24 protein-coding genes are annotated in these 24,965 nt (G+C 66.3%); 12 read left to right on the top strand and 12 right to left on the bottom strand.

Annotated elements, in window-relative coordinates:
- The first annotated feature begins 117 nt into the window (after positions 1-117).
- Positions 118-615 carry an Lrp/AsnC family transcriptional regulator gene (locus ACV22W_RS04800; protein ID WP_448018091.1) on the top strand — a complete coding sequence of 166 codons (498 nt, stop codon included), beginning with the start codon at positions 118-120 and terminating at the stop codon, positions 613-615.
- Positions 616-651: 36 nt separating this feature from the next.
- Here ACV22W_RS04800 and ACV22W_RS04795 read toward each other — a convergent pair whose 3' ends face one another.
- Positions 652-1,185 carry a methylated-DNA--[protein]-cysteine S-methyltransferase gene (locus ACV22W_RS04795; protein ID WP_448018090.1) on the bottom strand — a complete coding sequence of 178 codons (534 nt, stop codon included), beginning with the start codon at positions 1,183-1,185 and terminating at the stop codon, positions 652-654.
- A gap of 36 nt (positions 1,186-1,221) precedes the next feature.
- Here ACV22W_RS04795 and ACV22W_RS04790 point away from each other — a divergent pair, with 36 nt between their 5' ends.
- Positions 1,222-1,542 (top strand): hypothetical protein, encoded by a 321-nt coding sequence (locus ACV22W_RS04790; RefSeq protein ID WP_448018089.1) that lies wholly within the window; start codon positions 1,222-1,224, stop codon positions 1,540-1,542.
- A gap of 195 nt (positions 1,543-1,737) precedes the next feature.
- Positions 1,738-3,030, top strand: a complete 1,293-nt coding sequence (locus ACV22W_RS04785) for an MFS transporter (protein WP_448018088.1) — start codon at positions 1,738-1,740, stop codon at positions 3,028-3,030.
- Between the two features lie 109 nt (positions 3,031-3,139).
- Here ACV22W_RS04785 and ACV22W_RS04780 read toward each other — a convergent pair whose 3' ends face one another.
- Complete coding sequence (locus tag ACV22W_RS04780; protein WP_448018087.1) at positions 3,140-4,243, bottom strand: LacI family DNA-binding transcriptional regulator; 1,104 nt, start codon at positions 4,241-4,243, stop codon at positions 3,140-3,142.
- Between the two features lie 113 nt (positions 4,244-4,356).
- Between ACV22W_RS04780 and ACV22W_RS04775 the strand changes: the two genes are divergently transcribed.
- Complete coding sequence (locus ACV22W_RS04775; RefSeq protein ID WP_448018086.1) at positions 4,357-5,193, top strand: NAD-dependent epimerase/dehydratase family protein; 837 nt, start codon at positions 4,357-4,359, stop codon at positions 5,191-5,193.
- A 19-nt stretch (positions 5,194-5,212) separates the two neighbouring features.
- On the opposite strand, the gene ACV22W_RS04770 is transcribed toward ACV22W_RS04775, so the two are convergent.
- The gene (locus tag ACV22W_RS04770) at positions 5,213-5,533 is read right to left on the bottom strand and encodes a DUF1330 domain-containing protein (RefSeq protein WP_448018085.1); all 321 of its coding nucleotides are present in this window, start codon (positions 5,531-5,533) and stop codon (positions 5,213-5,215) included.
- A gap of 165 nt (positions 5,534-5,698) precedes the next feature.
- Positions 5,699-6,166, bottom strand: coding sequence for a MerR family transcriptional regulator (locus ACV22W_RS04765; protein WP_448018084.1), 468 nt, complete (start codon positions 6,164-6,166; stop codon positions 5,699-5,701).
- 79 nt (positions 6,167-6,245) lie between these two features.
- Here ACV22W_RS04765 and ACV22W_RS04760 point away from each other — a divergent pair, with 79 nt between their 5' ends.
- The gene (locus ACV22W_RS04760; protein ID WP_448018083.1) at positions 6,246-7,481 is read left to right on the top strand and encodes an NADH:flavin oxidoreductase/NADH oxidase family protein; all 1,236 of its coding nucleotides are present in this window, start codon (positions 6,246-6,248) and stop codon (positions 7,479-7,481) included.
- Between the two features lie 36 nt (positions 7,482-7,517).
- On the opposite strand, the gene ACV22W_RS04755 is transcribed toward ACV22W_RS04760, so the two are convergent.
- A complete protein-coding gene (locus ACV22W_RS04755) occupies positions 7,518-7,841 on the bottom strand; it encodes a hypothetical protein (protein WP_059466123.1) in 324 nt (107 codons plus the stop codon).
- Between the two features lie 621 nt (positions 7,842-8,462).
- Here ACV22W_RS04755 and ACV22W_RS04750 point away from each other — a divergent pair.
- The gene (locus tag ACV22W_RS04750) at positions 8,463-9,095 is read left to right on the top strand and encodes a LysE family translocator (RefSeq protein ID WP_059532440.1); all 633 of its coding nucleotides are present in this window, start codon (positions 8,463-8,465) and stop codon (positions 9,093-9,095) included.
- 91 nt (positions 9,096-9,186) lie between these two features.
- Here ACV22W_RS04750 and ACV22W_RS04745 read toward each other — a convergent pair whose 3' ends face one another.
- On the bottom strand, positions 9,187-10,815 hold the full coding sequence (locus ACV22W_RS04745) for an NADP-dependent glyceraldehyde-3-phosphate dehydrogenase (RefSeq protein ID WP_448018082.1): 1,629 nt from the start codon (positions 10,813-10,815) through the stop codon (positions 9,187-9,189).
- A 918-nt stretch (positions 10,816-11,733) separates the two neighbouring features.
- On the opposite strand from ACV22W_RS04745, the gene ACV22W_RS04740 reads away from it, so the two are divergent.
- Positions 11,734-13,863, top strand: a complete 2,130-nt coding sequence (locus ACV22W_RS04740) for a TonB-dependent receptor (RefSeq protein WP_448018081.1) — start codon at positions 11,734-11,736, stop codon at positions 13,861-13,863.
- A 351-nt stretch (positions 13,864-14,214) separates the two neighbouring features.
- Here ACV22W_RS04740 and ACV22W_RS04735 read toward each other — a convergent pair whose 3' ends face one another.
- A complete protein-coding gene (locus tag ACV22W_RS04735; protein WP_448018080.1) occupies positions 14,215-15,162 on the bottom strand; it encodes a LysR family transcriptional regulator in 948 nt (315 codons plus the stop codon).
- Between the two features lie 228 nt (positions 15,163-15,390).
- Between ACV22W_RS04735 and ACV22W_RS04730 the strand changes: the two genes are divergently transcribed.
- Positions 15,391-16,419, top strand: a complete 1,029-nt coding sequence (locus ACV22W_RS04730; RefSeq protein ID WP_059690385.1) for a DUF1338 domain-containing protein — start codon at positions 15,391-15,393, stop codon at positions 16,417-16,419.
- A gap of 225 nt (positions 16,420-16,644) precedes the next feature.
- Here the strand turns inward: ACV22W_RS04730 and ACV22W_RS04725 are convergent, their stop codons facing one another.
- The 3 genes from ACV22W_RS04725 to ACV22W_RS04715 are packed head-to-tail and all read right to left on the bottom strand — an operon-like array spanning position 16,645 to position 17,465.
- On the bottom strand, positions 16,645-16,842 hold the full coding sequence (locus ACV22W_RS04725) for a CsbD family protein (RefSeq protein ID WP_059819717.1): 198 nt from the start codon (positions 16,840-16,842) through the stop codon (positions 16,645-16,647).
- Positions 16,843-16,895: 53 nt separating this feature from the next.
- Positions 16,896-17,243, bottom strand: a complete 348-nt coding sequence (locus ACV22W_RS04720; protein ID WP_059819716.1) for a BON domain-containing protein — start codon at positions 17,241-17,243, stop codon at positions 16,896-16,898.
- Between the two features lie 57 nt (positions 17,244-17,300).
- A complete protein-coding gene (locus tag ACV22W_RS04715; RefSeq protein WP_167357956.1) occupies positions 17,301-17,465 on the bottom strand; it encodes a hypothetical protein in 165 nt (54 codons plus the stop codon).
- A 404-nt stretch (positions 17,466-17,869) separates the two neighbouring features.
- Here ACV22W_RS04715 and ACV22W_RS04710 point away from each other — a divergent pair, with 404 nt between their 5' ends.
- The 4 genes from ACV22W_RS04710 (at position 17,870) to ACV22W_RS04695 (ending at position 22,707) form a co-directional block, all read left to right on the top strand.
- Complete coding sequence (locus ACV22W_RS04710; protein WP_448018079.1) at positions 17,870-19,414, top strand: helix-turn-helix transcriptional regulator; 1,545 nt, start codon at positions 17,870-17,872, stop codon at positions 19,412-19,414.
- 155 nt (positions 19,415-19,569) lie between these two features.
- Complete coding sequence (locus ACV22W_RS04705) at positions 19,570-19,761, top strand: CsbD family protein (protein ID WP_448018078.1); 192 nt, start codon at positions 19,570-19,572, stop codon at positions 19,759-19,761.
- A 427-nt stretch (positions 19,762-20,188) separates the two neighbouring features.
- Entirely contained in the window at positions 20,189-21,340 is a 1,152-nt protein-coding gene (locus ACV22W_RS04700) for a branched-chain amino acid ABC transporter substrate-binding protein (protein WP_448018077.1), read from the top strand.
- Between the two features lie 194 nt (positions 21,341-21,534).
- Positions 21,535-22,707, top strand: coding sequence for an NAD(P)/FAD-dependent oxidoreductase (locus tag ACV22W_RS04695; RefSeq protein ID WP_448018076.1), 1,173 nt, complete (start codon positions 21,535-21,537; stop codon positions 22,705-22,707).
- Positions 22,708-22,831: 124 nt separating this feature from the next.
- Here the strand turns inward: ACV22W_RS04695 and ACV22W_RS04690 are convergent, their stop codons facing one another.
- Both ACV22W_RS04690 and ACV22W_RS04685 read right to left on the bottom strand, forming a co-directional pair.
- A complete protein-coding gene (locus ACV22W_RS04690) occupies positions 22,832-23,404 on the bottom strand; it encodes a LuxR C-terminal-related transcriptional regulator (protein ID WP_448018075.1) in 573 nt (190 codons plus the stop codon).
- Between the two features lie 105 nt (positions 23,405-23,509).
- A complete protein-coding gene (locus ACV22W_RS04685; protein ID WP_448018074.1) occupies positions 23,510-24,856 on the bottom strand; it encodes an MFS transporter in 1,347 nt (448 codons plus the stop codon).
- Positions 24,857-24,965 lie beyond the last annotated feature (109 nt).

Genomic DNA, 24,965 nt, shown 5'->3' with positions numbered 1-24,965 from the left:
ATGGTAGAAGCGGTTGAATGGAATTAAATTTCAAAATGCGACAAAAATTGAAACGGGCAATATGTCTGATATCGTGTTGAAATTAAATTTCACAACCTTGACCGGAAGGAGCCAGCGATGGCCGGCATCACGCTCGACGATCTCGACCTGCGCATTCTCGCGATCCTGCAGGACGACGCATCGGTGGCGAACCTGCAACTCGCCGAGCGCGCGCTGTCGTCGCCGCCGACGTGCATGCGCCGCGTGCGGCGACTGACGGAAGCGGGCGTGATCCGCCGCCAGGTCGCGGTGCTCGACCCGGTCGCGATCGGCACGCCCGTCACGGCCTTGATCGAGATCAGCCTCGACCGGCAGACGGCGGAAGACTACGACGCGTTCGAGGCCTACGTGTGCGCGGAGCCGGCGGTCACGCAGTGCTATCGCGTGTCGCCGGGGCCGGATTTCGTGGTGGTGGCCGATCTGGCGGACGTCGCCGAATATGACGCGTTCGCGCGGCGGCTGTTCACCGGCGCATCGAACGTCCGCAACGTGCGGACGTTCTTCTCGACGCATCGCGCGAAGTTCGAGGCGAACGCGCGGGTCACGCATGCGATGCGCAAGCGCGGCGACGACTAGACCGCACGACATGCGTCGAACGGTTCACACGCGACGTCAGAACGCGAACGTCTGCTGCATCGGATGACGCTCGCCGCGCGCGAACCCGGCGCCTTCGAGCGACAGCAACGCGCGTTTCCGTTCGATGCCGCCTGCATAACCGGTCAGGCTGCCGGAAGCGCCGATCACGCGATGGCACGGCACCATGATCGATACGGGATTGCGGCCGACCGCACCGCCGACGGCGCGCGCGGCACTCATCGGCAGCCCGATGCGTTCGGTGATGTCGCCGTACGACACGAGTTCGCCGAACGGAATCGCGAGCAGTTCCTTCCACACGCTGCGCTGGAACGCGGTGCCGCGCAGATGAATCGGCACCGAGAAGGTTTCGCGCGTGCCGGTGAAATACTCGGCGACTTCCCTGGCAACCTTGTGCGCGAGCGGCGACGCGTTGCGTACGTCCGCATCCGGTGCGATCGGCAGCGCCGGATAGTATTTCTGGCCGACGAAGAAGAGGCCCGTCAGGGCATCGTCCTCGATACGGATGGCGATGTCGCCCAGCGGGCTCGGAATCAGATGAGCGGGAGTCATCGCGAAGCTTCTCCATGAAGGGGCGCCGCACATGCAGTGCGGCATACGCGCGCCATCGCGCGCAACGCATCGAGCGACGCCCATCGGTTCGAGCGCGAGCGTGCCATCGGCGATTCGGACGAAGAACCAGCCATCGAAGCGGCGGTTCCGCGAAAGCAGGGCGCCGTGGCAGGTGTCCGGATCGAGGCGCACGAGACGACTGTAAACCATCCGCGCTGCCGATTCTGGCTGGAATCGGACATGTGTCTCGGCGCGCCGGCTCGCATCATGCCCCCGTTTCGAAAGCAGGAAAATCCCGAAAAAACGGTTAATGCCACTCTGCGGAACAGTCATCTCTTTTTGCGCGGCTGGATTTGAGATGACTCATCGAAATCCCCGACTGACACGGCACCGGGCCAAGCCCTATTCTTTGAAAAACGTTTTCCAGAACTCGACGGACGAGCGGCCGCGCCACGCAAGGGGCGGCTCGCCGTCCGCCCCGGCGCCCGTCGCCGGTCACGGACAGACACCATCCAGCGGCGCGACGGGCGCGGCCGCGCATCGGAGACACTCATGCAATCTGCCGTCGTCGGCGCGGTGCGCGCGGCCGCCAGCCGTTACCGCTGGACCGTCTGTGCGCTGCTGTTCTTCGCGACCGTCATCAACTACATGGATCGACAGATCCTCGGCCTGCTCGCGCCGATGCTCCAGCACGACATCGGCTGGAGCCAGGTGCAGTACGGTCGCATCGTGATGGCGTTTTCCGCGTTCTACGCGATCGGCCTGCTCGGCTTCGGGCGCATCGTCGACTGGCTCGGCACGCGCATCTCGTATGCGGTCGCGATGCTGGTGTGGAGCATCGCGGCGATGCTGCACGCGGCGGTCGGCTCCGTGACGGGCTTCGCGGCCGTGCGCGCGCTGCTCGGGATCGGCGAGGGCGGCAACTTCCCGGCCGCGATCAAGACGACGGCCGAATGGTTTCCGCGTCGCGAGCGCGCGCTCGCCACCGGTATCTTCAACTCGGGCGCGAACATCGGCGCGGTATTCGCGCCGGCGATCATCCCGGCGATCGCGGTGGCCTACGGATGGCGCGCGGCGTTCGTGATCATCGGCGCGATCGGCATCGTGTGGCTCGCGGTCTGGCTGGTGATGTATCGCCCGGCCGACACGCGCGCACTCGCCGCGGAATACGACGAGCCGCGCGACGAAGCCGAAGCGCTCGACGCGGCGAACGCGGATGCCGGTGCGCCGCGCTGGGGCGAACTGATCCGCAAGCGCGAAACGTGGGCGTTCCTGATCGGCAAGTTCCTGACCGACCCGGTGTGGTGGTTTTACCTGTTCTGGCTGCCGAAGTGGCTCAACGAGTCGCGCGGGATGGACATGCAGCATATCGGCCTGCCGCTCGTGTGCATCTATGCGCTGACGACGGTCGGCAGCATCGGCGGCGGCTGGCTGTCGTCGATGCTGTTGCGCGCGGGCTGGAGCGTGAACGGCGCGCGCAAGACGGCGATGCTGATCTGCGCGTGCTGCGTGTTGCCGATCGCGTTCGTGTCGCAAGTGCAGAGCCTGTGGATCGCGGTGCTGATCGTCGGCCTCGCGGCTGCCGCGCACCAGGGCTGGTCGGCGAACCTGTTCACGACGGCGTCCGACCTGTTCCCGCGCCGCGCGGTCGCGTCGGTGGTCGGCATCGGCGGGATGGCCGGCTCGATCGGCGGCGTGCTGTTCTCGGAAGTGATCGGCCAGGTGCTGCAACGCACGGGCCACTACTGGGTGCTGTTCGCGATCGGCGCGCTGGCCTATCTGCTCGCGCTGGCGGTCATGCACATGCTCACGCCGAAGATGAAGCCCGCGAAGCTCGATGCTTGATCGCGAGCCGGCAAACGAACGCGCCGCCCCGGAGGCGGCGCGTTTTCATTTGCGATGGACGGAGGCGACGTGACGACGAGGCGGCAGGCGGCGGATGCGACCGCGCCCTTCAACCGGCCGCGGCCGTCGACGCACGCATGATCAGTCGCGGCTCGAACGTCGAATAGCTGGCGTCGGTGCGCCCGGCGAGCGCGTCGATCAGCTTCTGCATCGCGAGTTCGCCCATGTTCTCGCTCTGGATATCGATGGTGGTCAGCGCGGGCGCCGCGTATGCGCCGTACGGCACGTTGTCGACGCCGGCGACGGACACGTCCTGCGGCAGCCGGAACCCGAGCGACGCGGCTTCCTTCATGAAGCCGAGCGCGATCAGGTCGTTGTAGCAGATCACGGCCTGCGGGCGGTGCGGCCCGAGCATCACGCGCGAGCATGCGCGCTCGCCGGCTTCGGCGGTCGGCGCATGCGCGTCGTGGACGTCGAGCGTGAGCCCCGCTTCGGCGAGACAGTCGCGCGCGCCCTGGATCCGTTCGTCGTTCACGCGCGCGGTGCCGAAACCGAGGTATGCGATGCGCGTATGGCCGAGATTGAGCAGGTGACGCGCGAGCATGTAGGTGGCGAGCCGGTTGTCGATGCCGACGCTCGGAATCGGCAGGCCCGGGCTGCGACGCAGCAGCACGAGCGGCTTGTGCAGGTCGAGCATCCAGCCGGCCTGGTCGTCGGGCATCCGCGTGCTGACGATCAGCCCGTCGACGCGTTGCGCGAGCGCCTCGATCAGCGAGCGTTCGCGCGCCTGGTTCTCTTCGGTATCGACGAGCAGCAGCGTGTAGTCGTGCTGGAGCGCGACGCGGTTCGCGCCCTTGACGACGTTCGTGAAGTGCGGGTTGCTGATGTCGAGGATCACGAGGCCGATGGTGCGCGTGCGCCCGGTGATCATCGAGCGCGCGAGCGGGTTCGAACGGTAGCCGAGCCGCTCGATCGCTTCCTTGAGCCGCGCTTCGACGGTCGGCGAAAAGCGCTGCGTGCCGTTCACGTACTTGGATACCGTCGCGACCGACACACCGGCTTCCGCCGCCACGTCGCGGATCGTCGGGGAAACTTTTTTCATCGGAAGGGTAACGTTTTCGTTCGATTGCACCGGATTGTGGCAGAAAAAACCGGCGTCCGGCCACCGGCCGATATCGGGAAAGTGCGGATGGTTGCGAGCAGGTTCGACCATTGACGTTCGGCTTTCGTCCCGCGTATAGTTGGAAAACGTTTTCCGGTTCCGCCTGATGCCGCCCGGTTTCGGGCGACGTCCAGGACACTTCAGAACAGATTCAAGGAGATTCGATGAACGCCACATCCACCGGCGCACGCAAGCCGTTCGGGCGCCTGCTGCTGACCGGCGCGGCCGGCAACCTTGGCCGTCAGGTGCGCGGCGCGCTGGCGAACTGGGCCGACGTCGTGCGCGTGAGCGACATCGCCGCGCTGGACGACGCCGCCCCGCACGAAGAAATCCGGGTCGTCGATCTGGCGGACCGGCCGGCGGTGATGGCGCTCGTCGACGGCGTCGACGCGATCGTCCACCTCGGCGGCATTTCGGTCGACGCGCCGTTCGACGATCTCGTCGATGCGAACATCACCGGCACGTACAACCTGTACGAAGCCGCGCGCAAGCACGGCGTGAAGCGCGTCGTGTTCGCGAGCTCGAACCATGCGATCGGTTTTCATCCGGTCACGGAAGTGCTCGACGCCGATTCGCCGCAGCGTCCGGACAGCCTGTATGGCGTGACGAAGTGCTTCGGCGAGTCGCTGTCGCGCTACTACTTCGACCGCTTCGGGATCGAGACGGTGTGCCTGCGGATCGGCTCGTCGTTCGAGGCGCCGAAGAATCCGCGCATGCTGGTGACGTTCCTCAGCTATCGCGACCTCATCGAGCTCGTGCGCTGCTCGCTGCTGACGAACCGCGTCGGGCACGCGATCGTCTACGGCGTGTCGGACAACCCGGTGAAATGGTGGGACAACACGAAGGCCGGCTTCCTCGGCTACCGGCCGCAGGACAGCTCCGAGCAGTTCGCCGGGCTGTTCCCGGTGTCGGCGCCGACCGCCGATTACGACGATCCCGCGCAGCGCTACCAGGGCGGCGGTTTCGTCGTCGGCGAGCCGATGGAGCGCAACGCGAAGTAGGCGCTGCTGGCGTCGCGGATCAGCGCAGGATGTCCGTCGCCTTGTGCCGTTCGTCCACGCCGTCGATCAGGATCAACGGGCCGCTCGCGTGCCGCGCGCGCAGCGGCTGGATCTGCCGGTACGCATCCGATTCGTACCACGCGTGCGCCGTATCGAGATCGGGAAACGCGATCGCGATCAGGTCGCCGCGCCACACGCCTTCGCGCACGTCGGGCCGCGCGCCGTGAATCACGAAATGACCGTCGAACGGCGCGAGCGTGCCGTCGATGCGTTCGAGGTATTCGACGATGTCGTCGCACATTTCAACGTCGTGCAGGTGGGCGATGGCGTAGGCGGTCATGGCAGGTTCCGTGGTGTCGATCGGTGAAGCCATGATCGGAGCGCGGGCGGCGCGCGTCGATTACCTGCGACGTAAGCATCTCCATGTGGCCGTGCGCGATGCCGGCCACCCGTGGGCCGCAGATACTGCGTGCCGCACGTCACGGACATCGGGCGCGCGACGCACTCACGCGCGCTTTCGGATCGGCCGCGGGCGCGGCACAGGGGCCGGCTCCGATTCCGACTCGGCCGCTTCCTTGCACAGCTTGTCGAGCATGCGTTGCGCGGCGCCCGCGCAATCCTCGCCGGCGGGCTTGTTCGCGATCTCGTCGATCAGCGCCTGCAGGTTGCGCCGGTTCTGCGCGAGCCGTTGTTCGAGCAGCGCGATTTCGTCGACCTTGTGCCGTAACGTCTGCAGCAGTTCGTCGCGCGGCCACGCGCCGAGATCGGGCGGCAGCACCGCGCGGATCTCGTCGAGCGCGAAGCCCGCGCGCTGCGCGCGGTCGATGATCGCGAGCCGCGTCAGCGCTTCCGGCCCGTATTCCCGATAACCGTTCGCCTGCCGGCGCGCCGGCTCGAGCAGGCCGCTCGCTTCGTAGAAGCGGATGCGCGATGCCGCGATGCCGCTGGTTCGCGCCAGCTCGCCGATCTTCATCGTTGTGCTCCAGAGGGGGCTTGACCTTGAAGCTGACTTTAAAGTTATGGTTGGGCATCGTCAATCGAGGATGTCCACCATGAACCTGTTTGCGCCTCTCGCACTGCCCAATGGCGCGGTGATCCCGAACCGGCTCGCCAAGGCCGCGATGGAAGAGAACATGGCCGATGCGGACCACGCGCCGTCCGACGCGTTGCTGCGCCTGTACCAGGCGTGGGCGGACGGCCGGGCAGGCCTGATCCTGACCGGTAACGTAATGGTGGACGGCCGCGCGATGACGGGGCCGAACGGCGTCGTGCTCGACAGCGACGCGCATCTCGACCGCTTCCGGCGCTGGGCGCAGGTCGCGCGCTCCGGCGGCGCGCACGCGTGGATGCAGATCAACCACCCGGGGCGCCAGATGCAGGCGGCGCTCGGCCAGACGACGCTCGCGCCGTCGGCCGTGCCGCTCGCGCTCGGCGCGCTGTCGAAGCGGTTTCCGGTGCCGAAGGAGATGACGGAAGCCGACATCGTCGACGTGCGGCAACGCTTCGTGCGCGCCGCACGGCTCGCCGAGCAAAGCGGCTTCACCGGCGTGCAGATCCACGCGGCGCACGGCTATCTGCTGAGCCAGTTCCTGTCGCCGCTGACGAACCGCCGGCAGGACGCGTGGGGCGGCAGCGTCGAGCATCGCGCGCGGCTGCTGCTCGACATCGTGCGCGAGGTGCGCGCGACGGTGTCGCCGGCGTTCGTCGTGTCGATCAAGCTGAATTCGGCCGACTTCCAGCGCGGCGGATTCAGCGCGGACGATGCGAAGCGCGTCGTCGAACTGCTGAATCCGCTCGGCGTCGACCTCGTCGAGTTGTCGGGCGGCAGCTACGAAGTGCCGGCGATGCAGGGCGAGGCGCGCGACGGGCGCACGCTGGCCCGAGAGGCGTATTTCCTCGAATTCGCGCGGGACATCACGGCCGTCGCGGCCATGCGGCTGATGGTCACGGGCGGGATCCGGCGCCGCGCGGTGGCCGAGCAGGTGGTCGCCAGCGGCGTGGCGATGGTCGGCATCGCGACCGCGCTGTCGATCGAGCCGAACCTGCCGCGCGACTGGCAGGCCGGCAAGGACAGCGCGCCGGCGCTGCAGCCGATCCGCTGGAAGAACAAGGCGCTGGGTGCGCTGGCGAACATGGCCGTCGTGAAGTTCCAGCTCGCGCGGTTGAGTGTCGGGCGGCGCACGCACCCGGGCGTGTCGCCGCTGCGCGCGCTGGTGTCGCAGCAACTCGCCGCGCAGTGCCAGACGCGGCGTTACCGCAAGTGGATGGCGGGGCGGGCGGCGCGCTAGCCGCGAAGGCGCGGCGTCGGGGTGCCCGATGCCCGCTCACACCGGATACGCATCGTCGACCTTCAGGTTGGCGAGCCGGAACAGCGTGCGCAGCGTCTGCGGATGAATGTCGCGGTGCGCGGCGAGCGACGTCAGCATGAAGTCGAGGACCTTCGCGTAGCGCAGCAGCACGAGGCAGCGCGCGAGATCCGCGTTGCCCCCGCGCATGCCTTCCGCGTAGTTGACCATCTGGGTCGACAGCGTGCGTGCCATCTCGAGTTCCATCTGCTGTTTTTCCGTCCATTCGGGCTGCGGCTGTTCGAGCAGTTTCGCGAGAAAGATCTGGAACGACGTATCGGATGAGTTGGGCAGCGCATCCATGAAGAGCCTCATCACTTGCGTGGATCGTTCGGGCGTGTCCGATGGAGGCCCCGATCCGGGTTCATGTCCGCGCCGAGCGGTGGCGCGATTGTCATCCGATGGGAATGCAGGTTCCGTACCAGCCCCGCGATCGAAGTGTTGAGCAATGTTGACGCGGGGCGTGGCAGCGGCCGTCGCGTCCCGCCGATACTGGCTTTCACGAAAAATCGAGCAGGGCGTCCATACGCCGTGCGCGATCGCGAACGGCAGCGCGACAGGGGCCGGACGTATGAATTGCTTCATCGATGTAACGTAACGCCGGGCTGAAACCGGCCGTGTGTTTCGGTCGACGAATCGGGGGAACGTCGTGTCGCGCGTGTGCCGGTGCCGCTCCGGGCGTCGGCCCGAGGTCGGGATGGTCTCCCGCGGCGAGCGGCGGCGTCACCCGCCTCGCGAGGAACGCTCGCGACGCATGTGCCGGATGTTTCATATCCGAGACGTCTTGTTCGCCGCATGCCGGATGCATGCGCAACCTGTGTCACGCGCGCCGCCCAACTGGCCCAGCGAATAAACGGAGAACTGTGCATGGGCAGCCGCGGCGTGATTGCGAACAATCACCGCATCATCTCCGCGAGGTTCGACATGAGCGTCCACGCCTTCTTCTCGGCCAATCTGCTGCTGGCCTACACGGCCTATTTCGTCGGTACGGCCAGCCCCGGGCCGAGCAATCTCGCGATCATGTCGGTCGCCGCGAACCACGGCCGCAAGGCGGCGCTCGCGTTCGCGCTCGGTGTCATCTCGGGCTCGATGTTCTGGGCGACGGTGGCCGCGCTGGGCGTGTCGGCCGCGCTGCTCGCATGGTCGCAGCTGCTGGTCGCGATCAAGCTGTTCGGCGGCGTGTACCTGTTGTGGCTCGCGTTCAAGTCGGGCCGCACCGCGTGGTCGGCCAAGGCGGCCGCCACGCCGAAGGCGACGGCAGACCGGAAGCTGTCGCGCTTCTACGTGCGCGGCGCGATGCTGCATCTGACGAATCCGAAAGCGATCCTGGTGTGGGTGTCGATCGTCGCGTTGTCGTCGAACGGCGCGGGCGCGTCGCACGGCGCGGTCGTGCCGGGCTGCATCGCGATCGGATGCCTGGTGTTCGGCGGCTATGCGCTGGTGTTCTCGACGGACGGTGCACGCCGGCTGTACGTGCGCGGCCGCCGCGCGATGGAAGCGTGTCTCGCCGTGGTGTTCGGCGTGGCGGGGATCCGGTTGCTGGCGTCGAACGTTTGAAACGTGTGAAACGTGTGGGCGGACAGCCCGCACGCGTGCAACCAGACGAACGATCCGCCGCGCGAACACGCGGCGGATCGGCTTCGGCGCTTCAGAAAATGAAGCCCGTGTTGACGAACTTCGAGTAGTGATCCGACACGATCGAATCGAGCAGCTGTTTGCTGCCGTCGGTCTGCTTCGCCGCGACCATCGAGCGGATCGAGAACGCGCGCAGCGCGTCCGTCACCGACAGCGTGCCTTCCGCCGAATCCTTGCGCCCCGCGAACGGGAACACGTCCGGCCCGCGCTGGCACTGGCAGTTGATGTTCACGCGGCACACCTGGTTCACGAGCGGATCGACGAGCGCGCCGATCTGCGCCGGATCGGAACCGAAGATGCTGACCTGCTGGCCGTGCTCCGACGTCGTCACGTAGTCGAGCGCGGTTTCCACGTCGTCGAACGGCGCGACCGGAATGATCGGGCCGAACTGTTCCTCGCGATACAGCTTCATCCCTTCGGACACCGGATACACTACGGCCGGGTAGAACAGCGTCTTGCTGAATTCGCCGCCCGAATGGTTGACGACCTGCGCGCCCCTGGCCTTCGCGTCGTCGATCGCGTCGGTCATGTACGCGGTGCGATGCATGCCCGGCAGCGGCGTGATGCTGACGCCTTTCTCCCACGGCATGCCGATCTTCAGCTGTTCGAGCGCGGCGGTGAAGCGCTTCAGGAATTCGTCGACGATCGAGCGATGCACGAGCAGCATCTTCAGCGCGGTACAGCGCTGGCCGTTGAACGACAGCGCGCCGAGCAGGCACTCCTTCACGGTGAGATCGAGATCGGCGTCGGGCAGCACGATCGCCGCGTTCTTCGCATCGAGGCCGAGGATCGCGCGCAGGCGGTGCGACTTCGGATGCTGCTTCTTCAGGTGATCGGCGACCTTGCTCGAGCCGATCAGCGCGAGCACGTTGATCTTGCCCGACGCGAGCATGTGCGGCACGACCACCGCGCCCGGCGCGTAGATCGTGTTGATCACACCTTGCGGGAACGCGTCGCGGAATGCCTCGAGCAGCGGCTCGAACAGCAGCGTGCCGTACTGTGGCGGCTTGAACACCACGGTGTTGCCCATCAGCAGCGCGGGGATCAGCGTCGCGAAAGTCTCGTTCAGCGGATAGTTGTACGGCCCCATGCACAGCACGACGCCGAGCGGTGTGCGGCGGATCTGGCCGATCGTGCCTTCCGCGATCACGAAGCGCGAGTTCGCGTTGTCGAGTTCCTTCAGCGCATCGATCGTCTGCGTCATGTACGTGACGGTGCGGTCGAACTCCTTCTGCGAATCGGCGAGGCTCTTGCCGATCTCCCACATGATCAGGTTCACGACCAGCTCGCGCTGCGCGACCATCCGTTTGATGAAGTCCTGCATGCACGCGATGCGCTGCTCGACCTTCATCGTCGGCCACTCGCCGCGGCCCGAGTCGTACGCGCGCACCGCGGCGTCGAGCGCCGCATCGCTTTCCGTCTCGCCCATCACCGGATAGCTGCCGATCTCCATCTGCGCGACGCTGCCGTCCGGCTGACGCACGCACACGGGCGACAGCACGGTCTTGGTCGCCCCGTCCCACGGGCGCAACTCGCCGTCGACCAGCGACACGCGCTGGTGGATCGGCGCGGCGAGCCGGAACTCGGCGGGGATGTCTTGATAGGCGGGAAACAGCTGCTGCAGGGAAGCGGAATCGGGCATGACGGTCTCGTTTGACGGGGTGTCCGGGAAGGACGGGCGATGCGGAATCCTGAGCTGAACGATCCTCGATCCTGAATCGGCATCATGACGCGCGGACGAAGCGGCGTCACGTGGCGTCACGCGACGACATGGCCGAAACGCGGAATGGAACCAGTTCCATTTAAAAGGAACGCCGAACCGATTGCAAGATTTGCCGAACGCGATCGCACGGTGCGTAAGTGATTTGAAGGAATGTGTCCGAATGGCGGGAATAAGCGGCTCCATGCATGCGCAAACGTTTCACTTCAGCCGGATTGGGCGGATAATGGCTCGACGCGGCGAAGCAAAAATTGCCCCGGAACCTGAGAGAAAACACACGCAGTGAAGAAAAGAGAGAAGGTCCGCCGCGCTGCCGAAGCGAGGTCGGCTGCCCGGAGCGCCGGGTCGGGGTTGCCCGGCTCGGCGCGCACCGGACTTTGAATGCGTCCCGCCTGCCTTACCCCGATCCTTCGCAATCCTCTTCAGCGGCCCCGTTGCAGTTTCCCCGAGTCCATCTTTTTCCATTGCGGCAGCCGCATTCGGCGGCCAATTGCATCCTTTCTTTTATGCGAGCCAGGCGGCTCGATAGCGCAAAACCGAAAGGCATTCGTCAGGAATGCGGGGCGCGAATGCGCGTTCGCGTTGCGGGCAGGCGACACGCCGAAAATTAACTAAAAACACGAATCATTCTCGTTTATTATTTTGCCCCATTACGAGCCGTGATGACACGTTACGGCTCTTTTCGTGCCGGTCGTGCCGCTCGGCAGGCACGACGGGGCGGTCGTCCGCGCGCGTCGTCTTCCTGACGGAAAGGGCTTCGTCGGTCGATTCGCCACGCGAGTCGCGCGCTGGCCGGATACGTCCCGTTTGCCGTTTTTATTCGACACCTCTACGTTCACGATGAAACTCAACACGAGCGCCCGTCATGCGCTTCTGATCGTCACGGCGCTGGCTGGCGCCCGCACTTCGTTTGCCCAGGCGAGCGATGCCGCCGCGACCCTGCCCGCGATCTCCGTCAACGCGGCCGCCGAGCACGCGTCGTACGACGGTGGCCGTTCGCGCGCGGCGACCAAGACCGACATGTCGCTGATGGACGTGCCGCAGACGGTGAACGTCGTCCCGCACGCGGTGATCGAGGACCAGAACGCCACGTCGATGCAGGATGCGCTGCGCAACGTGCCTGGCGTTGGCTTCTCGGTGGGCGACGGCCAGCGCGACCAGATCACGATCCGCGGCTTCAACAGCATTACAGACCAGTACGTCGACGGCATTCGCGACGATGCGCTGTACTACCGCGACCTGTCGAACGTCGATCGCGTCGAGGTGCTGAAGGGGCCGGCGGCCGTGCTGTACGGGCGCGGTTCGGCAGGCGGTATCGTGAACCGCGTGCTGAAGCGGCCGCAGGCGAACCCGGTGAACGATGTGGGCGTGACGCTCGGCACGCGCGGCGAGCGACGTGGCGAATTCGATCTCGGCTGGAATGCGAACGACGCCGCACGCTTCCGCCTTAACGGCGCGGCGGAGAACTCGAACAGCTTCCGCGATCAGTTTCAGCTCAACCGGCAGGCGATCGCGCCGTCCGCGCAGTTCAAGCTCGACAACGACACGGTGCTGAACGTCGAATTCGACTATCTGCACGATCGCCGCACGTCGGACCAGGGGTTGCCCGCTTACCGCGGCCGGCCGGTCGATGTACCGATCAACACGTATTTCGGTTCGGCCGACGGGGGGAACAGCTCGTACAACGACATCTCCGCGAAGAGCGCGACGGTGTCGCTCGATCACCGCATCAGCGATTCGTTGTCGTTCCACGGCGCGATCCGTGCGTACGACTTCTCGCTCGAACGCAAGAACTACGTGACGTTCGAGCCGATCAGGACGTCCGCGCATCCGGTCGTCACGCTCGACCAGTCGACGCGCCAGCGCACCGACCACGGCATCGACGGGCTGTTCGAGCTCACGCAGAAGACATCGCTGTTCGGCATGCGTCACGAGCTGCTGTACGGGCTCGAACTGTCGCAGCAGCAGAAATTCGACACGGTCTACAGCGTGACGAAGGTCGCGACCTACGATCTCTTCAATCCGGGGCAGGTGGTCCTGCCCGGCGTGCCGATCGGCGCGCCGGCGAAGACGAACGCGTCGACCGTGGTCGGGCTCACGGGCGTCTACGCGCAGGACCTGATCTCGCTGACCGAACACTGGAAGGTGCTCGCGGGCCTGCGCTTCGACTACCTGAGCCAGATCCGGCATGACTACACGTCGTCGAACGTCAATCTCGACCGGACCGATCACGCGTGGAGCCCGCGCGTCGGCCTCATCTATGAACCGCTCGAATGGCTGACGCTGTACGGCTCGTTCAGCCAGTCGTTCTCGCCGCTGGCCGATACGCTGATCAGTTCCGGCGCGTTCGCGAACGGCGCCGCGCTCGCACCGCAGAAGACCACCGCGTATGAAGTCGGCTCGCGCTTCGACCTTGGCGGCAAGGCGACGGCCAGCGTCGCGCTGTTCGACATGCGCCAGACCAATCAGCAGATCGGCGACCCGGCGAACCCGGGCTATGCGTTGCCGATCGGCACGCAGCACGTGCGCGGGATGGAGCTCGGCTTCACCGGCGAGATTGCGCCGAAGTGGTCGGTGTATGCGGGCTATGCGTATATGAACGGCACGGTCGACGGTTCCGCGCAATCGACGGCGGCCGGCCTCACGGTGTCGAGCAACACGCCGGGGCTGATGCCTCGACACAGCGCGAACCTGTGGCTCAAGCGCGAGCTGCCGTACGGCTTCTATGCGGCGGCCGGCATGCAGTTCCAGTCGGCGCGCTATACGTCGGCGAGCGATCTCGTCACGCTGCCGTCGTTCACCGTCTTCAACCTGGGGGCCGGCTATCGCAGCAAGAAGGTCGACGTGACGCTCACGCTCGACAATCTGTTCAATCGCCGCTACTTCATCGCCGCGCACGGCAACGCGGACCTGTACAACATGCCCGGCGATCCGCGTACGCTGACCGCCACGGTGAAGTGGCACATGTGACGTGCGTCACGCATGTGTTGGGCGACAATGCGGGTCTTCGTCATGATGGCCCGCCCCCCTGCCCATGATCCGCCAGGCAATCGATGTGTCGAACGTGACCGGCCGCGCCCGCGTGCTGTGTCGCCTTGTTGCTGACGTGGGGCCCGGTCGCGGGCTCCGGTTGCCCGTCGCAAGGCCGGACGGGATATGCCGTCTTCGACGGGCGCGCGACGCTCGTGATCCGCGATCTGAACACGGCGTGCCCGGGGTTGGAAACGCCTGACGGTGCGCGGCTGGCGAGGGTCGTCGCGGCCGGTGTGCCCGTGCGGCACGCATGCAAAGCCGCCGCGCCGCAAATAGCCGGAAGCGCTGTTATTCGACGTCCTCGTCGTCCTCCATGTCGGCGTCATCCGCCGCGCGCCCCGGCGCGGCATACGCGCTCGCCTGCTCCAGCAACCACGCACGAAACGACTCCAGCGGCTTGCTGTGACTGAATTCCGTCGGATACACGAGGTAGTACGCCGAATCGCCGACCGTCGCCGCGTCGCACGGCACGACGAGGCCGAGCTGCTGCAACTGCTCCTCGACGAAGAACTTCGGCACCAGCGCGATCCCGAGCCCGGCCGCGGCCGCGCTGATCAGCATCGTGTGCAGCTCGTAGCGCACGCCCTGCATCGTGCGGATGTCCTCGACGCCGTGCGTCTCGAACCACTGCGCCCAAGCGCCGGGACGCGTCGTCGAGTGCAGCAGCGGATACGCGAGCAGATCCTCCACGCGTTCGACCGGCCCGTCGAGCAGCGCGGGCGAGCAGATCGGCACGACTTCCTCGCCGAACAGGTAGTCGGACGACGTGCCGGGCCAGGTCGGCTTGCCGTAGTGGATCGCGGCCTCGAAGTGCGTGTCCTCGAACGAGAACAGGTCGGTGCGGCTGCCCATGTTCACGCGCACGTCCGGCGTGCGGTCGTAGAAGCTCTTGATGCGCGGGATCAGCCAGTGCGACGCGAAGGTCGGCAGCACCGCGAGCTCCAGGTAGCCGCCGCCGCTGCCGTGCGCGATGATCGACAGCGTGTCGCGATCGAGCGCCTCCAGCGCGCGCCGCACCTGCGTGCCGTACAACTTGCCGGCGCGTGTCAGCACGACGCGCTGCTTCACGCGCGCGAATAGCCGCACGCCGAGGCTCGCCTCGAGTGTCGCGATCTGCCGCGATACCGCGCTTTCGGTCAGGAACAGCTCCTTGGCCGCGTGCGTGAAGCTCTCGTGGCGCGCCGCGGCTTCGAAAGCCACGAGCGCACCCATGTTGGGGATCTTGAATTTGCGCATGATGCTCGTTTTGTCTGACGAACGGACCCGCCCGCGGCGGGCCGGAGGACGAATGCGGAGACGGCCGATAATTCCAAAAACTCATCACGTGTCAATTTAATCTCGCTTTACGCCCCGCTGCAACCCTTTGAATAATGCATCCCACGCAAGGCCAGGCGCCCGCTTGGGCGGCCGGCCATTCGAGTTGCCGGCACGCTTGCCGGCGGTCCCCCGAACACGAGAATCCTGATGCGCAATCCGAATATCGAGAGCCTGCTGACGAAGCTGCTGGGACAGGCGAAGACCGACGCCCTGTTCGCGACCCTGAACATGCCGGCCATCCTCGACGAATGGGAAACCGACGTCGTTACGCGCGCGGAAATCGCGCAGGCGATGAACATGGCGCTGTTCGAAGGGCTGCTCGAACGTTCGGCGAACGGCCGCGCGTACACGGCCGACGCGATCGAAAACGGCGGCTCGGTCTACTTCGACCACGGCGCGCTGCGCACGGTGCGCTGGCCGCACACGGGCGCGCTGCCGCCGGGCGAAGCCGCGTTCACGCGCATCCTGCGTCCGCTCGGCTTCCGCCTGAACGGCCGTTATCCGCTCGACAAGCTCGGCATGACCGGCCGCGCATATGCACATGAAGACGCGCCGGACGAGATCGCGCAGTTCTTCGTCAGCGAACTGCATCCGGAGCGCTTCTCCCGGGAATTCCAGCAGGCCGTGACGAACGTCGTGAGCTCGTCGCGCGATCCGCTGTCGCCGGCGGCGGTCGCGTTGCTGTGGGAGATCGAGCGCGAAGGCTGGCTGCCGCTCGACGCCGCGCATGCGCTGCTGCCGGAGATCGTCGGCGCGTTCGCGCGCCAGCACGACCTGCCGAGCGAACTCGATTACGAGACGCTGCTGCTCGAATCGGCCGAGATGGCGTGGATCGCGACCGAGGGCAACGCGTTCAACCACGCGACCGATCGCGTGACCGACGTGTTCAAGCTGTCCGACGACGAGAAGGCGAAGGGCCGGCCGATGAAGCCGGAAGTCGAGCGCTCGCGTTCGGGCCGCGTGTTCCAGACCGCGTATCGCGCGGACATCGTCGAGCGCGAATTCCGCACGCGCGACGGCGGGACCGTGAAGCGCAACGTGCCCGGCTCGTTCTACGAATTCATCACGCGCCGCCGCACGTTCGACCAGGCGGCGCGCCGCTGGGTGACGGACCTGCGTTTCGACGCGGGCAACGCGCAAGGCATCTTCAAGATGACGGCGAACGCGGCGAAGTAAGCGCGACGCACGCAGACGAACGGGCCGGCGGCTGATGACAGCCGACGGCCCGTTTGCATTGGACGGGTGCCGAGATCGTCAGAACAGGTGCGTGACCAGATAAAACAGCACCAGCACGCCGAGCGGTACGCCGAGCAGCCATGCGATCAGATATTTGCCCATGTCGTGGTCCTCCGCGTGGCCGCGACGCACGACGCATCGCGGCGGGGTGAGACGACCGGCGCGTCAAAGCTCGCGATCGAATTCCTTCAACTGCTTCTCGGCCTCGTCGCGCGCGATCCCGTAACGTTCCTGAATCCGGCCGGTCAGATAGTCGCGGTTGCCTTCGGCCACCGCGAGATCGTCGTCGGTCAGTTTGCCCCACTTGGCCTTCAGCTTGCCGGTCAGCTGCTTCCATTGACCCTTGATCTTGTCTTCGTTCATGGTGTGCTCCTGGAGTAAGGGGAAAAAAGCGCGGCGCTCGGCCGCGCGACAGTTCAGGCCTTCGCCTTCAGGCCGGATGCGTCGACGTGCTTCACGCCCTTGATCGAGCGCGTCACGGCGACGGCCTTCTTCACCGCGACCCTCGACGGCAGCACGCCCGTCAGCGTGACGACGCCGTCGACCGTCTTCACGCCGACGTGGATGCTTTTCACGCCATCCGTGGTCGCGAGTTCGCTCTTCACCTTGGTCGTGATCCACGTGTCGGTGACGGGCTGGTTCGATTCGGTCTTCATGCCGTCGTCGGTCGACGACGCCGCCTGTGCGTTCGTGAGCGGAGCGGCGCAAAGCAGGAACGCCGCGCTGACGGCGAGCAGCGCCGACAGGTTCGAGGTCTTGTTCATGGATGTGCTCCTTCGATTGGCGTGGTGGATGGGGAATCTGCGCAGGCGCGCCGCGCGTTACCGCGCGATCGGCGTGTCGTAGCCGGGCTCGCGCGGCGGCATGTCGGGGCGCGGCACGTCGGGCGGCAGCGGCACCGGCGGATCGGTGCCGGGCGAGGGTTCGGGCGGATTGTCCGGGGCCGGCTCGGGGCGCGTCGGATCGGGTGTCTGATGGAGCTTCATCAGGTGATCCTCCTCTGCGGTATGAAAGGGCGGCGCGTGGGCGCCGATGCAGTACCAGCGTACCGGCGCGAATGCACGCGGACATCGCGCAAATTCACCGGATCGGCTAGTGCGTTTGCACGGGGACGGAACGAAGGAGCGGGAACGGGAAGTGCGTCGTGTGCGTCGTGATGCGCGCGATGCGGGATGCCGGCGCGCGACTCGTGCCGCGCGCGGCTCGGCGGGATGGCGCACGCAGGCGGCGCGGCATGCGAATGTACTATTGCGCATGGTGCATCCGCGCCTGTCGCTTGCGTCGGCCGCACGCGATCATCGCGTGCACGCGCCGGCCGGAGCAGGCTGGCGCGCATCGGCGCGGACGCGACCGACCCGGCAACCCTGTCGACCACGTGGACCACCGACCCATGGACGAACGAGTCAACGAACAGGCGCTCAAGTCGCATACCGACCGGCGCCAGCTGCACCAGATCATCGCGGGGCTCACCGAGGGCGTGATCCTCATCGAACCCGACCAGCGCATCGTGTGGGCGAACGAGGCCGCGCTCGCGATGCACGGCGTCACCGAGCTCGATGCGCTCGGCGCGGACGTCACCGAGTATCGCGAGCGCTTCCGGCTGCGCTACCGGAACAACCATCCGGTGCGCGACGGCCACTATCCGATGGATCGCGTGATCGCGGGCGAGGAATTCAGCGACGTGACCGTCGAAGTCGAATCGGCCGCCGACGAGAACGTGAGCTGGGTTCACCGCATCCGCAGCCTCGTGCTGACGAACGCGGCCGGCGAGCCCGACTGCCTCGCGCTCGTGCTGCACGATGCGACCGAATGGGCGAGCGCCGAGGACCGCTTCGAGCGCACGTTCAACGCGAACCCGGCGCCGGCCGTGATCTGCCGGCTCGACGACCTGCGCTACGTGAAGGTCAATCAAGGCTTCCTCGAGATGACCGGCCATGCGCGCGATGACGTGCTCGGCCGCTCCGTCTACGAACTCGACGTGCTCGAACACGCCGAGCGGCGCGAACTCGCGATCGAGCGGCTGGGCGAGGGCGCGACGATCCCGCAGATGGAGGCCGTGCTCAAGCGCGCGGACGGCGGCACGAAGGCGGTGGTGGTCGCCGGTCAGCCGATCGACATGAATGGCGAGGCGTGCATGCTGTTTACGTTCATGGATCTCGAGCCGCGCAAGCAGGCCGAGCTCGCGCTGCGGCAGAGCGAAGAGCGTTTCGCGAAGGCGTTCCGGATGGCGCCGGTCGCGACCGCGATCGTCACGGCCGGCCGCTTCGAGCTGCTCGACGTGAACGACGCCTTCGTCGGGATGACCGGCCACGCGCGCGACGATCTGCTCGGCAAGTCGGCGGACGAGATCGGGCTGTGGGCCGAGCGCGGCGCCCGGCAGTGCATCGACGGCCAGCTCGCGCGCGACGGCAACGTGCGCAACGCGGACGTGCAGATCCGCACGCGCGACGGCGAAGTGCGCGATTGCGTCGTGTCTGCCGAACCGGTCGCGATTCACGGGCAGGATTGCCTGCTGATCGCGCTGCTCGACATCAGCGATCGCAAGCGCACCGAGATGGAACTCGTCTATGCGATCGAGACCGCGATGCAGGACGCGTCGTGGTTCAGCCGCACGTTGATCGAAAAACTGGCGAACGTACGCCGCGCGAATGCGCCGGACGCGGGCGCGCAACTGTCGGACCTCACCGCGCGCGAGCGCGACGTGTTCGACCTGCTGTGTCACGGCCTCGCCGACAAGGAGATCGCCGCCCGCCTCGGGCTCGCGCCGAACACCGTCCGCAATCACGTCGCGACGATCTACGCGAAGCTCGACGTGCATAGCCGCGGCGAGGCGATCGTGTGGGCGCGCGAGCGCGGGATCGTCGGCGCATCCGACGCGAACGGCGCGCGAGGCGAGAAGGGCGCCGACAAGGGCGGCGCGAACGGCAAGGACTGACGCCGGGCGTCGGGCCATCGGTGCGAATGCACCATGCAGGCTGGTGCATCCGCATCTGCCGCGCACGGCGCGCGGCTGCGATCCTGTCCACTCGGCGGTGCGGCGCAGGCTGCCGTGCCGTCGGCTCTCTCCCCAACTCATCGCAGGAGACGACCATGGACAGGAATCGCATCGAAGGCAAACTCAAACAGGTGAAGGGTTCGGTCAAGGAAGCGCTCGGCAAGGTGACGGGCGACCGCGAGACGGAAGCGGAAGGCGTGGCGGAACAGCAGGCCGGCAAGGTCCAGGAGAAGGCCGGCGAGGCGGCCGATGCGGTGCGCAAGCAGACGGGCACCGACAGGCATTGACCGGTCCGGCGCCATCGACCGAATCGCGCGATGTGCGGTGCGTTGCCGCTGTCCGATACGACGGTGATGCTCCATCGGCATTACCCGGCGCAGGCCCGATGCAACGCGGCATGCGCGCATCCCGCCGATGTTTCCTCTTCCCGGCCCGCCGTCGCGCGGGCCGCGTGCCGTCGGTAGCGTCGGCACTTGATGACAATTGCTCACAACATAGTTCCGATATTTCGTTTGCTGCACGCGAATTGGCTACCCACAATCGGTTCACCTCTTTCGCGCCGACGGGTTCCCGGAGACGGAGCCGCGGGGATCGACCGGCAAGTGACGCGCCATCGGCGGCACGCCGGCATCGGAAAAATCACCGGCACGGGGGAGGTCGCCGGCGCGCGACGATCGCGCGTCGCATCCCGACCCACAGAAGAAGGATTGGCCGATGACGTTCCGCATTCGTTCTCTTTCCGGCATTGCACTGACCGCCGCGACCCTCGCGTTCCAGACCGGCGCGGCCCACGCGCAGGAGACGGTCGTCAAGGTCGGCGTGGCTGTGCCGCTGACCGGCGGCGGCGCCGCATACGGCAAGGACATCGAGAACGGCGTGCGCATGGCCGTCGACGAGGCGAACGCCGCGCACACGACGATCGGCGGCAAGCCGGTGAAGTTCGTCGTCGCGTCGCAGGACGACCAGAGCGATCCGCGCATCGGCGTGCAGGCCGCGCAGCAGCTGACCGACGCGCAGGTGGCCGTCGTGATCGGCCACTTCAATTCCGGCACGACGCTGCCCGCGTCGAAGCTCTACGCGAAGGCCGGCATTCCGATGATCACGCCGTCGGCGACCAATCCCGACATCACGCGCGCCGGCCTCGGCACCGTGTATCGCGTGATCGCGACCGATGCGCAGAACGCCGGCAATGCCGGCGCGTATGCGGCGAGCGTGACCAAGGCGAAGCGCATCGCGATCATCGACGACCGCACCGCGTTCGGCCAGGGCGAAGCCGACGAATTCGAGAAGGCCGCGAAGGCGAACGGCGGCACGATCGTCGCGCGCGAATTCACGAACGACAAGGCCGTCGACTTCAGCGCGCAGCTCACCAAGATCAAGAGCACGAATGCCGACCTGGTGTTCTTCGGCGGCCTCGACGCGCAGTCCGCGATGCTGGTCAAGCGCATGCGTCAGCTCGGCATCCGCGCGCAGTTCCTGGCCGGCGGCGGCGTGATGAACGCGAACTTCATCAAGCTCGCCGGCAACGCGGCCGAAGGCGCGGCCGTGTGGGAATACGGGCAGCCGCTCGCGCGTCTCGCGAAAGGCAAGCAGTTCGAAACGAAATTCAAGCAGAAGTACGGCGTCGACATGCTCGCGTATGCGCCCTTCGCGTACGACGCGACGTGGATCGCGATCAACGCGATGCAGAAGGCGAACTCGACGAAGCCGGCCGATTTCAACGGCGCGCTGAAGGGCACGCGCTACGACGGCATCACCGGCACGATCGCGTTCACGAGCACGGGCGACCTGAAGAATCCGAGCTCGACGCTGTATGAAGTGAAGAACGCCGCGTGGCAGCCCGTCACCACGCAAACGGCGGACTGAATACCCGAACGCGCGCGGACTTTCGCGGCGATGCAGGACGTGCTGAAATAGCCGAAGCGATCGGATGCGGTCGCGGCGCACGTCGGGGCGATTCGCCGGGTGGCCAGCCCGCACGACGCCGCGCGCGACGCGGCACGAACAACCTTCGGGCGCGGCCGGCCGGCGGCGCCTCATACGTGTAACTGGAGTCAGTCGTGAGTTCTCAAGTCGTCATCGTCGGCGGTGGTGTGATCGGCAGCTCGATCGCCTATTTCCTGCGCGCTACCGATCCGACGGTGTCCGTGACCGTCATCGAACGCGATCCCACCTATGCGAAGTCGTCGTCGGCGCTGTCGGCCGCGTCGATTCGCCAGCAGTTCTCGACGCCGCTGTCGATCGAGATGTCGCTGTTCGGGATCGACTTCCTGCGCACGATCGGCGAACGGCTCGAGGTCGACGGCACGCGGCCGTCGATCGATCTGCACGAAGGCGGTTACCTGTTTCTCGCGACGCCGGCGGGCGATGCGACGCTGCGCGAGAACCATGCGCTGCAGACCAAGCTCGGCGCCGATATCCGGTTGATGGATCGCGATGCGCTGCGCGCGAAGTTTCCCTGGCTGAACGTCGACGATCTCGTGTCGGGCGCTTATGGCGTGAGCGGCGAAGGGTGGTTCGACGGTTACGGGCTCGTGCAGGCGCTGCGCAAGAAGGCGCAGGCACTGGGCGCGCGGTATGTGCCGGCCGATGTGACCGGCGTCGTTCGCGACGGTCGCAAGATCACGCACGTGGTGACGAACGGCGGCGAGCGCTACGCATGCGACACGCTCGTCAATGCGGCCGGCGCATGGACGCGCACGCTGTCGTCGATGATGGGCATCGACATTCCCGTGTATGCGCGGCGTCGCAGCATCTTCAACGTGTCGTCGCCGGCGAAGCTGACCGATTGCCCGCTGCTGATCGATCCGACGGGCGTGTATTTCCGGCCGGAAGGGCGCACGTACATTTGCGGGACGTCGCCGAGCCCGGATCGCGATCCCGACGACCTGCCGCTCGACGAGGTCGATCACGACCTGTTCGACGAGGTGATCTGGCCGACGCTCGCGAATCGCGTGCCGGAGTTCGAAGCGCTGCGCGTGGAGAACTGCTGGTCCGGGTACTACGAGTACAACGTGTTCGATCACAACGCGATCATCGGATATCACCCCGAACTCGACAACGTCGTGTTCGCGAACGGGTATAGCGGGCACGGGCTGCAGCAAGGGCCCGCGACGGGGCGTGGCGTGAGCGAACTGATCCTGGGCGGGCGGTATGAATCGCTCGACCTGTCGTCGCTCGGCTGGGAGCGTGTGCTCGAAAACCGGCCGATCGTCGAAAAGAACGTCGTGTAGCGCGGCGTGACCGCCCGGTGTGGGGTGGGCGGGATTCTCCTTGTGTCTCGATCTGATTGGCCCGGCTTCGCCGGGCTTTTTTTCGGAGCGGGGATGCCGGATGCGCCGTTCCTGCGCGCGCAACTCACGCCAGCAGGCACGTGATCAGTTCGTGGGTCGTGCGTACCTCGTACTTCCTCAACAAGCTCGCACGATGAATATCGACCGTGCGCGGGCTGATGCTCAGTTCCTTGCCGATCTCCTTGCTGGTCAGGCCGTGAACCAGGAATGCCGCGACGTCGCGCTCGCGATCGGTCAACGTGCTGACGACGTCGGGATGCTTCGCGTTCTCGGACAGGTCGGTGAAGGTCCAGATGGCCAGCTCGAAGGGTCGCTTCGAGTTGTAGCCGAAGCCGCATACGGTGACCCAGAAATGACTGCCGTCGACGCGACGCATGATGCGGTCGTCGCTGAACCCCGCATGTTTCGCGAGCAGCGGCGCGAGGCGGCGGCCGGTCGTCGCGAAGTCCTTCCGCTGCGGATACAGCTTCGCGAACGACTGGTCGACGATGTCGTCGCGGGTCGCCCGGAACAGTTGCAGCGCCTTCTCGTTGCAGTCGACCATGATGCGTTCTCTGGCGACGATGGCCGCGACGGGCAGATGCCTGAAGAGATCTTCGTAGTCGAGGCTTGGCATCGTGTCGGTCATGGTCGGCATCGTGTCGACGGGTCCGAACCGTGTTCGGACCTAGGCTATCGGACGGGTTTGCTCCTGCCAGATTGTAGCGGTAGCGCCTGCGGGCAACTCATCCGTGGCCTGTGCTCAAACGGCGCCTTCGACGCCGCGCTTCGCGGCCCGCGCGGCGCTCGCGGTCGCCGCACCAGCTTCCTCGAGTGCCGTCTTCGACGTTTCCGGCAGCGCCAGGCCGCCAATCATCGCGAAGATCGACACGGCGATCAGGTAGTACGCGGGCGACAGGTTGGTCCCCGTCGCGGCGATCAGCCATGTGGCGACGAGCGGCGCGGTACCGCCGAAGATCGTGTAGGCGAGGTTGTACGTGATCGCCGATGCCGTGTAGCGCGTTTTCGTCGCGAACACTTCCGACATCAGCGGCGCCGTCACCACGCCCGAGAACACCGCACCGATCGCAAGCAGCGCGACGCCGATCAGCGATTGCGACAGCACGCCCGAACCGCCGAGCGAGAACGCCGGATAAACCGACACGATGATGAAGATGCCGGTCGTGGCGATCGTCGCGCGGCGGCCGACGAGGTCGGAGAAGAAGCCGGCGACAGGGCACAGGGCCGCGGCGAAGAAGAGCGCGAGCACCGTCACGAGAAGCGACGTGCCGCGAGACAGGTGCCCGGCCACTTGAAGGTAGGTCGCGAAATACGTCGTGAACGTGTAGAACGACAGCGCCGTCACGGACACGAACGCGCCGAGCTTCAGGATATTCCTCGACTGCGAATGCAGCGTTTCCATCAGCGGGGCATGCGCGATGTCGTGCTTGCCTTCGAGCGCCTGGAACGCGGGCGTTTCATTCAGGCTGACACGCAGGTAGACGCCGATGAGGCCGACCGGCGCCGCGATCAGGAACGGCACGCGCCAGCCCCATTCGACCATTGCCTGCGACGACAGCGACGATTCGAGCAGATAGGCCACCACCGCCGCGCAAGCGAACGACGAGAAGGTCGATACCGGCACGAAGCTGCCGAAGAAGGCGCGGCGGCGGCGCGGTGCGTGTTCCATCACGTACGCGCATGCGCCGGCATATTCGCCGCCTGCCGAGAACCCCTGGACGCAGCGAATGATCGTGAGCAGCAACGGTGCCCAGTAGCCGATGCTCGCGTAGGTCGGCAGCAGGCCGATCAACGTCGTCGAGCCGGCCATCATCAGGATCGTCAGCGCAAGGGTGCGCTTGCGTCCGATCCGGTCGCCGATCACGCCGAAGACAAGGCCGCCCAGCGGGCGGAATGCGAAGGCCACCGCGAACACCGCGAAAGTCTTCAGGAGCCCGATCGTGGGGTCGCCGCTGGGGAAGAATTCACGCGTCAGGATGGTGGCGAGAAAGCCGTATGCGGCGAAATCGAACCATTCGACGAAATTGCCGATCGACGCTGCGGCGATCACGCGTCGTAGCGTGCGGGTATCGACGTCCTGGGTGGTCATGGTCGTGTCCTCTTCATGTGGGCGCTTGGGTTCGCGTCGAAAACCATGGTAGGGACGCCAATTACCTAGGTCCATACGTGTCAATTACCTAGGTAATCGGGGCGGCTTG

Source organism: Burkholderia sp. AW49-1 (assembly GCF_053427845.1).
This window is presented reverse-complemented; position numbering and strand designations above follow the sequence as displayed.

What these genes read in the sequence shown, in the direction of transcription:
- ACV22W_RS04800 (WP_448018091.1), top strand. Translation starts at nt 118, where the DNA reads ATGGCCGGCATCACGCTCGACGATCTCGACCTGCGCATTCTCGCGATC.
- ACV22W_RS04795 (WP_448018090.1), bottom strand. Translation starts at nt 1,185, where the DNA reads ATGACTCCCGCTCATCTGATTCCGAGCCCGCTGGGCGACATCGCCATC.
- ACV22W_RS04785 (WP_448018088.1), top strand. Translation starts at nt 1,738, where the DNA reads ATGCAATCTGCCGTCGTCGGCGCGGTGCGCGCGGCCGCCAGCCGTTAC.
- ACV22W_RS04780 (WP_448018087.1), bottom strand. Translation starts at nt 4,243, where the DNA reads ATGGTCGAACCTGCTCGCAACCATCCGCACTTTCCCGATATCGGCCGG.
- ACV22W_RS04775 (WP_448018086.1), top strand. Translation starts at nt 4,357, where the DNA reads ATGAACGCCACATCCACCGGCGCACGCAAGCCGTTCGGGCGCCTGCTG.
- ACV22W_RS04770 (WP_448018085.1), bottom strand. Translation starts at nt 5,533, where the DNA reads ATGACCGCCTACGCCATCGCCCACCTGCACGACGTTGAAATGTGCGAC.
- ACV22W_RS04765 (WP_448018084.1), bottom strand. Translation starts at nt 6,166, where the DNA reads ATGAAGATCGGCGAGCTGGCGCGAACCAGCGGCATCGCGGCATCGCGC.
- ACV22W_RS04760 (WP_448018083.1), top strand. Translation starts at nt 6,246, where the DNA reads ATGAACCTGTTTGCGCCTCTCGCACTGCCCAATGGCGCGGTGATCCCG.
- ACV22W_RS04755 (WP_059466123.1), bottom strand. Translation starts at nt 7,841, where the DNA reads ATGGATGCGCTGCCCAACTCATCCGATACGTCGTTCCAGATCTTTCTC.
- ACV22W_RS04750 (WP_059532440.1), top strand. Translation starts at nt 8,463, where the DNA reads ATGAGCGTCCACGCCTTCTTCTCGGCCAATCTGCTGCTGGCCTACACG.
- ACV22W_RS04745 (WP_448018082.1), bottom strand. Translation starts at nt 10,815, where the DNA reads ATGCCCGATTCCGCTTCCCTGCAGCAGCTGTTTCCCGCCTATCAAGAC.
- ACV22W_RS04740 (WP_448018081.1), top strand. Translation starts at nt 11,734, where the DNA reads ATGAAACTCAACACGAGCGCCCGTCATGCGCTTCTGATCGTCACGGCG.
- ACV22W_RS04735 (WP_448018080.1), bottom strand. Translation starts at nt 15,162, where the DNA reads ATGCGCAAATTCAAGATCCCCAACATGGGTGCGCTCGTGGCTTTCGAA.
- ACV22W_RS04730 (WP_059690385.1), top strand. Translation starts at nt 15,391, where the DNA reads ATGCGCAATCCGAATATCGAGAGCCTGCTGACGAAGCTGCTGGGACAG.
- ACV22W_RS04725 (WP_059819717.1), bottom strand. Translation starts at nt 16,842, where the DNA reads ATGAACGAAGACAAGATCAAGGGTCAATGGAAGCAGCTGACCGGCAAG.
- ACV22W_RS04720 (WP_059819716.1), bottom strand. Translation starts at nt 17,243, where the DNA reads ATGAACAAGACCTCGAACCTGTCGGCGCTGCTCGCCGTCAGCGCGGCG.
- ACV22W_RS04715 (WP_167357956.1), bottom strand. Translation starts at nt 17,465, where the DNA reads ATGAAGCTCCATCAGACACCCGATCCGACGCGCCCCGAGCCGGCCCCG.
- ACV22W_RS04710 (WP_448018079.1), top strand. Translation starts at nt 17,870, where the DNA reads ATGGACGAACGAGTCAACGAACAGGCGCTCAAGTCGCATACCGACCGG.
- ACV22W_RS04705 (WP_448018078.1), top strand. Translation starts at nt 19,570, where the DNA reads ATGGACAGGAATCGCATCGAAGGCAAACTCAAACAGGTGAAGGGTTCG.
- ACV22W_RS04700 (WP_448018077.1), top strand. Translation starts at nt 20,189, where the DNA reads ATGACGTTCCGCATTCGTTCTCTTTCCGGCATTGCACTGACCGCCGCG.
- ACV22W_RS04690 (WP_448018075.1), bottom strand. Translation starts at nt 23,404, where the DNA reads ATGCCGACCATGACCGACACGATGCCAAGCCTCGACTACGAAGATCTC.
- ACV22W_RS04685 (WP_448018074.1), bottom strand. Translation starts at nt 24,856, where the DNA reads ATGACCACCCAGGACGTCGATACCCGCACGCTACGACGCGTGATCGCC.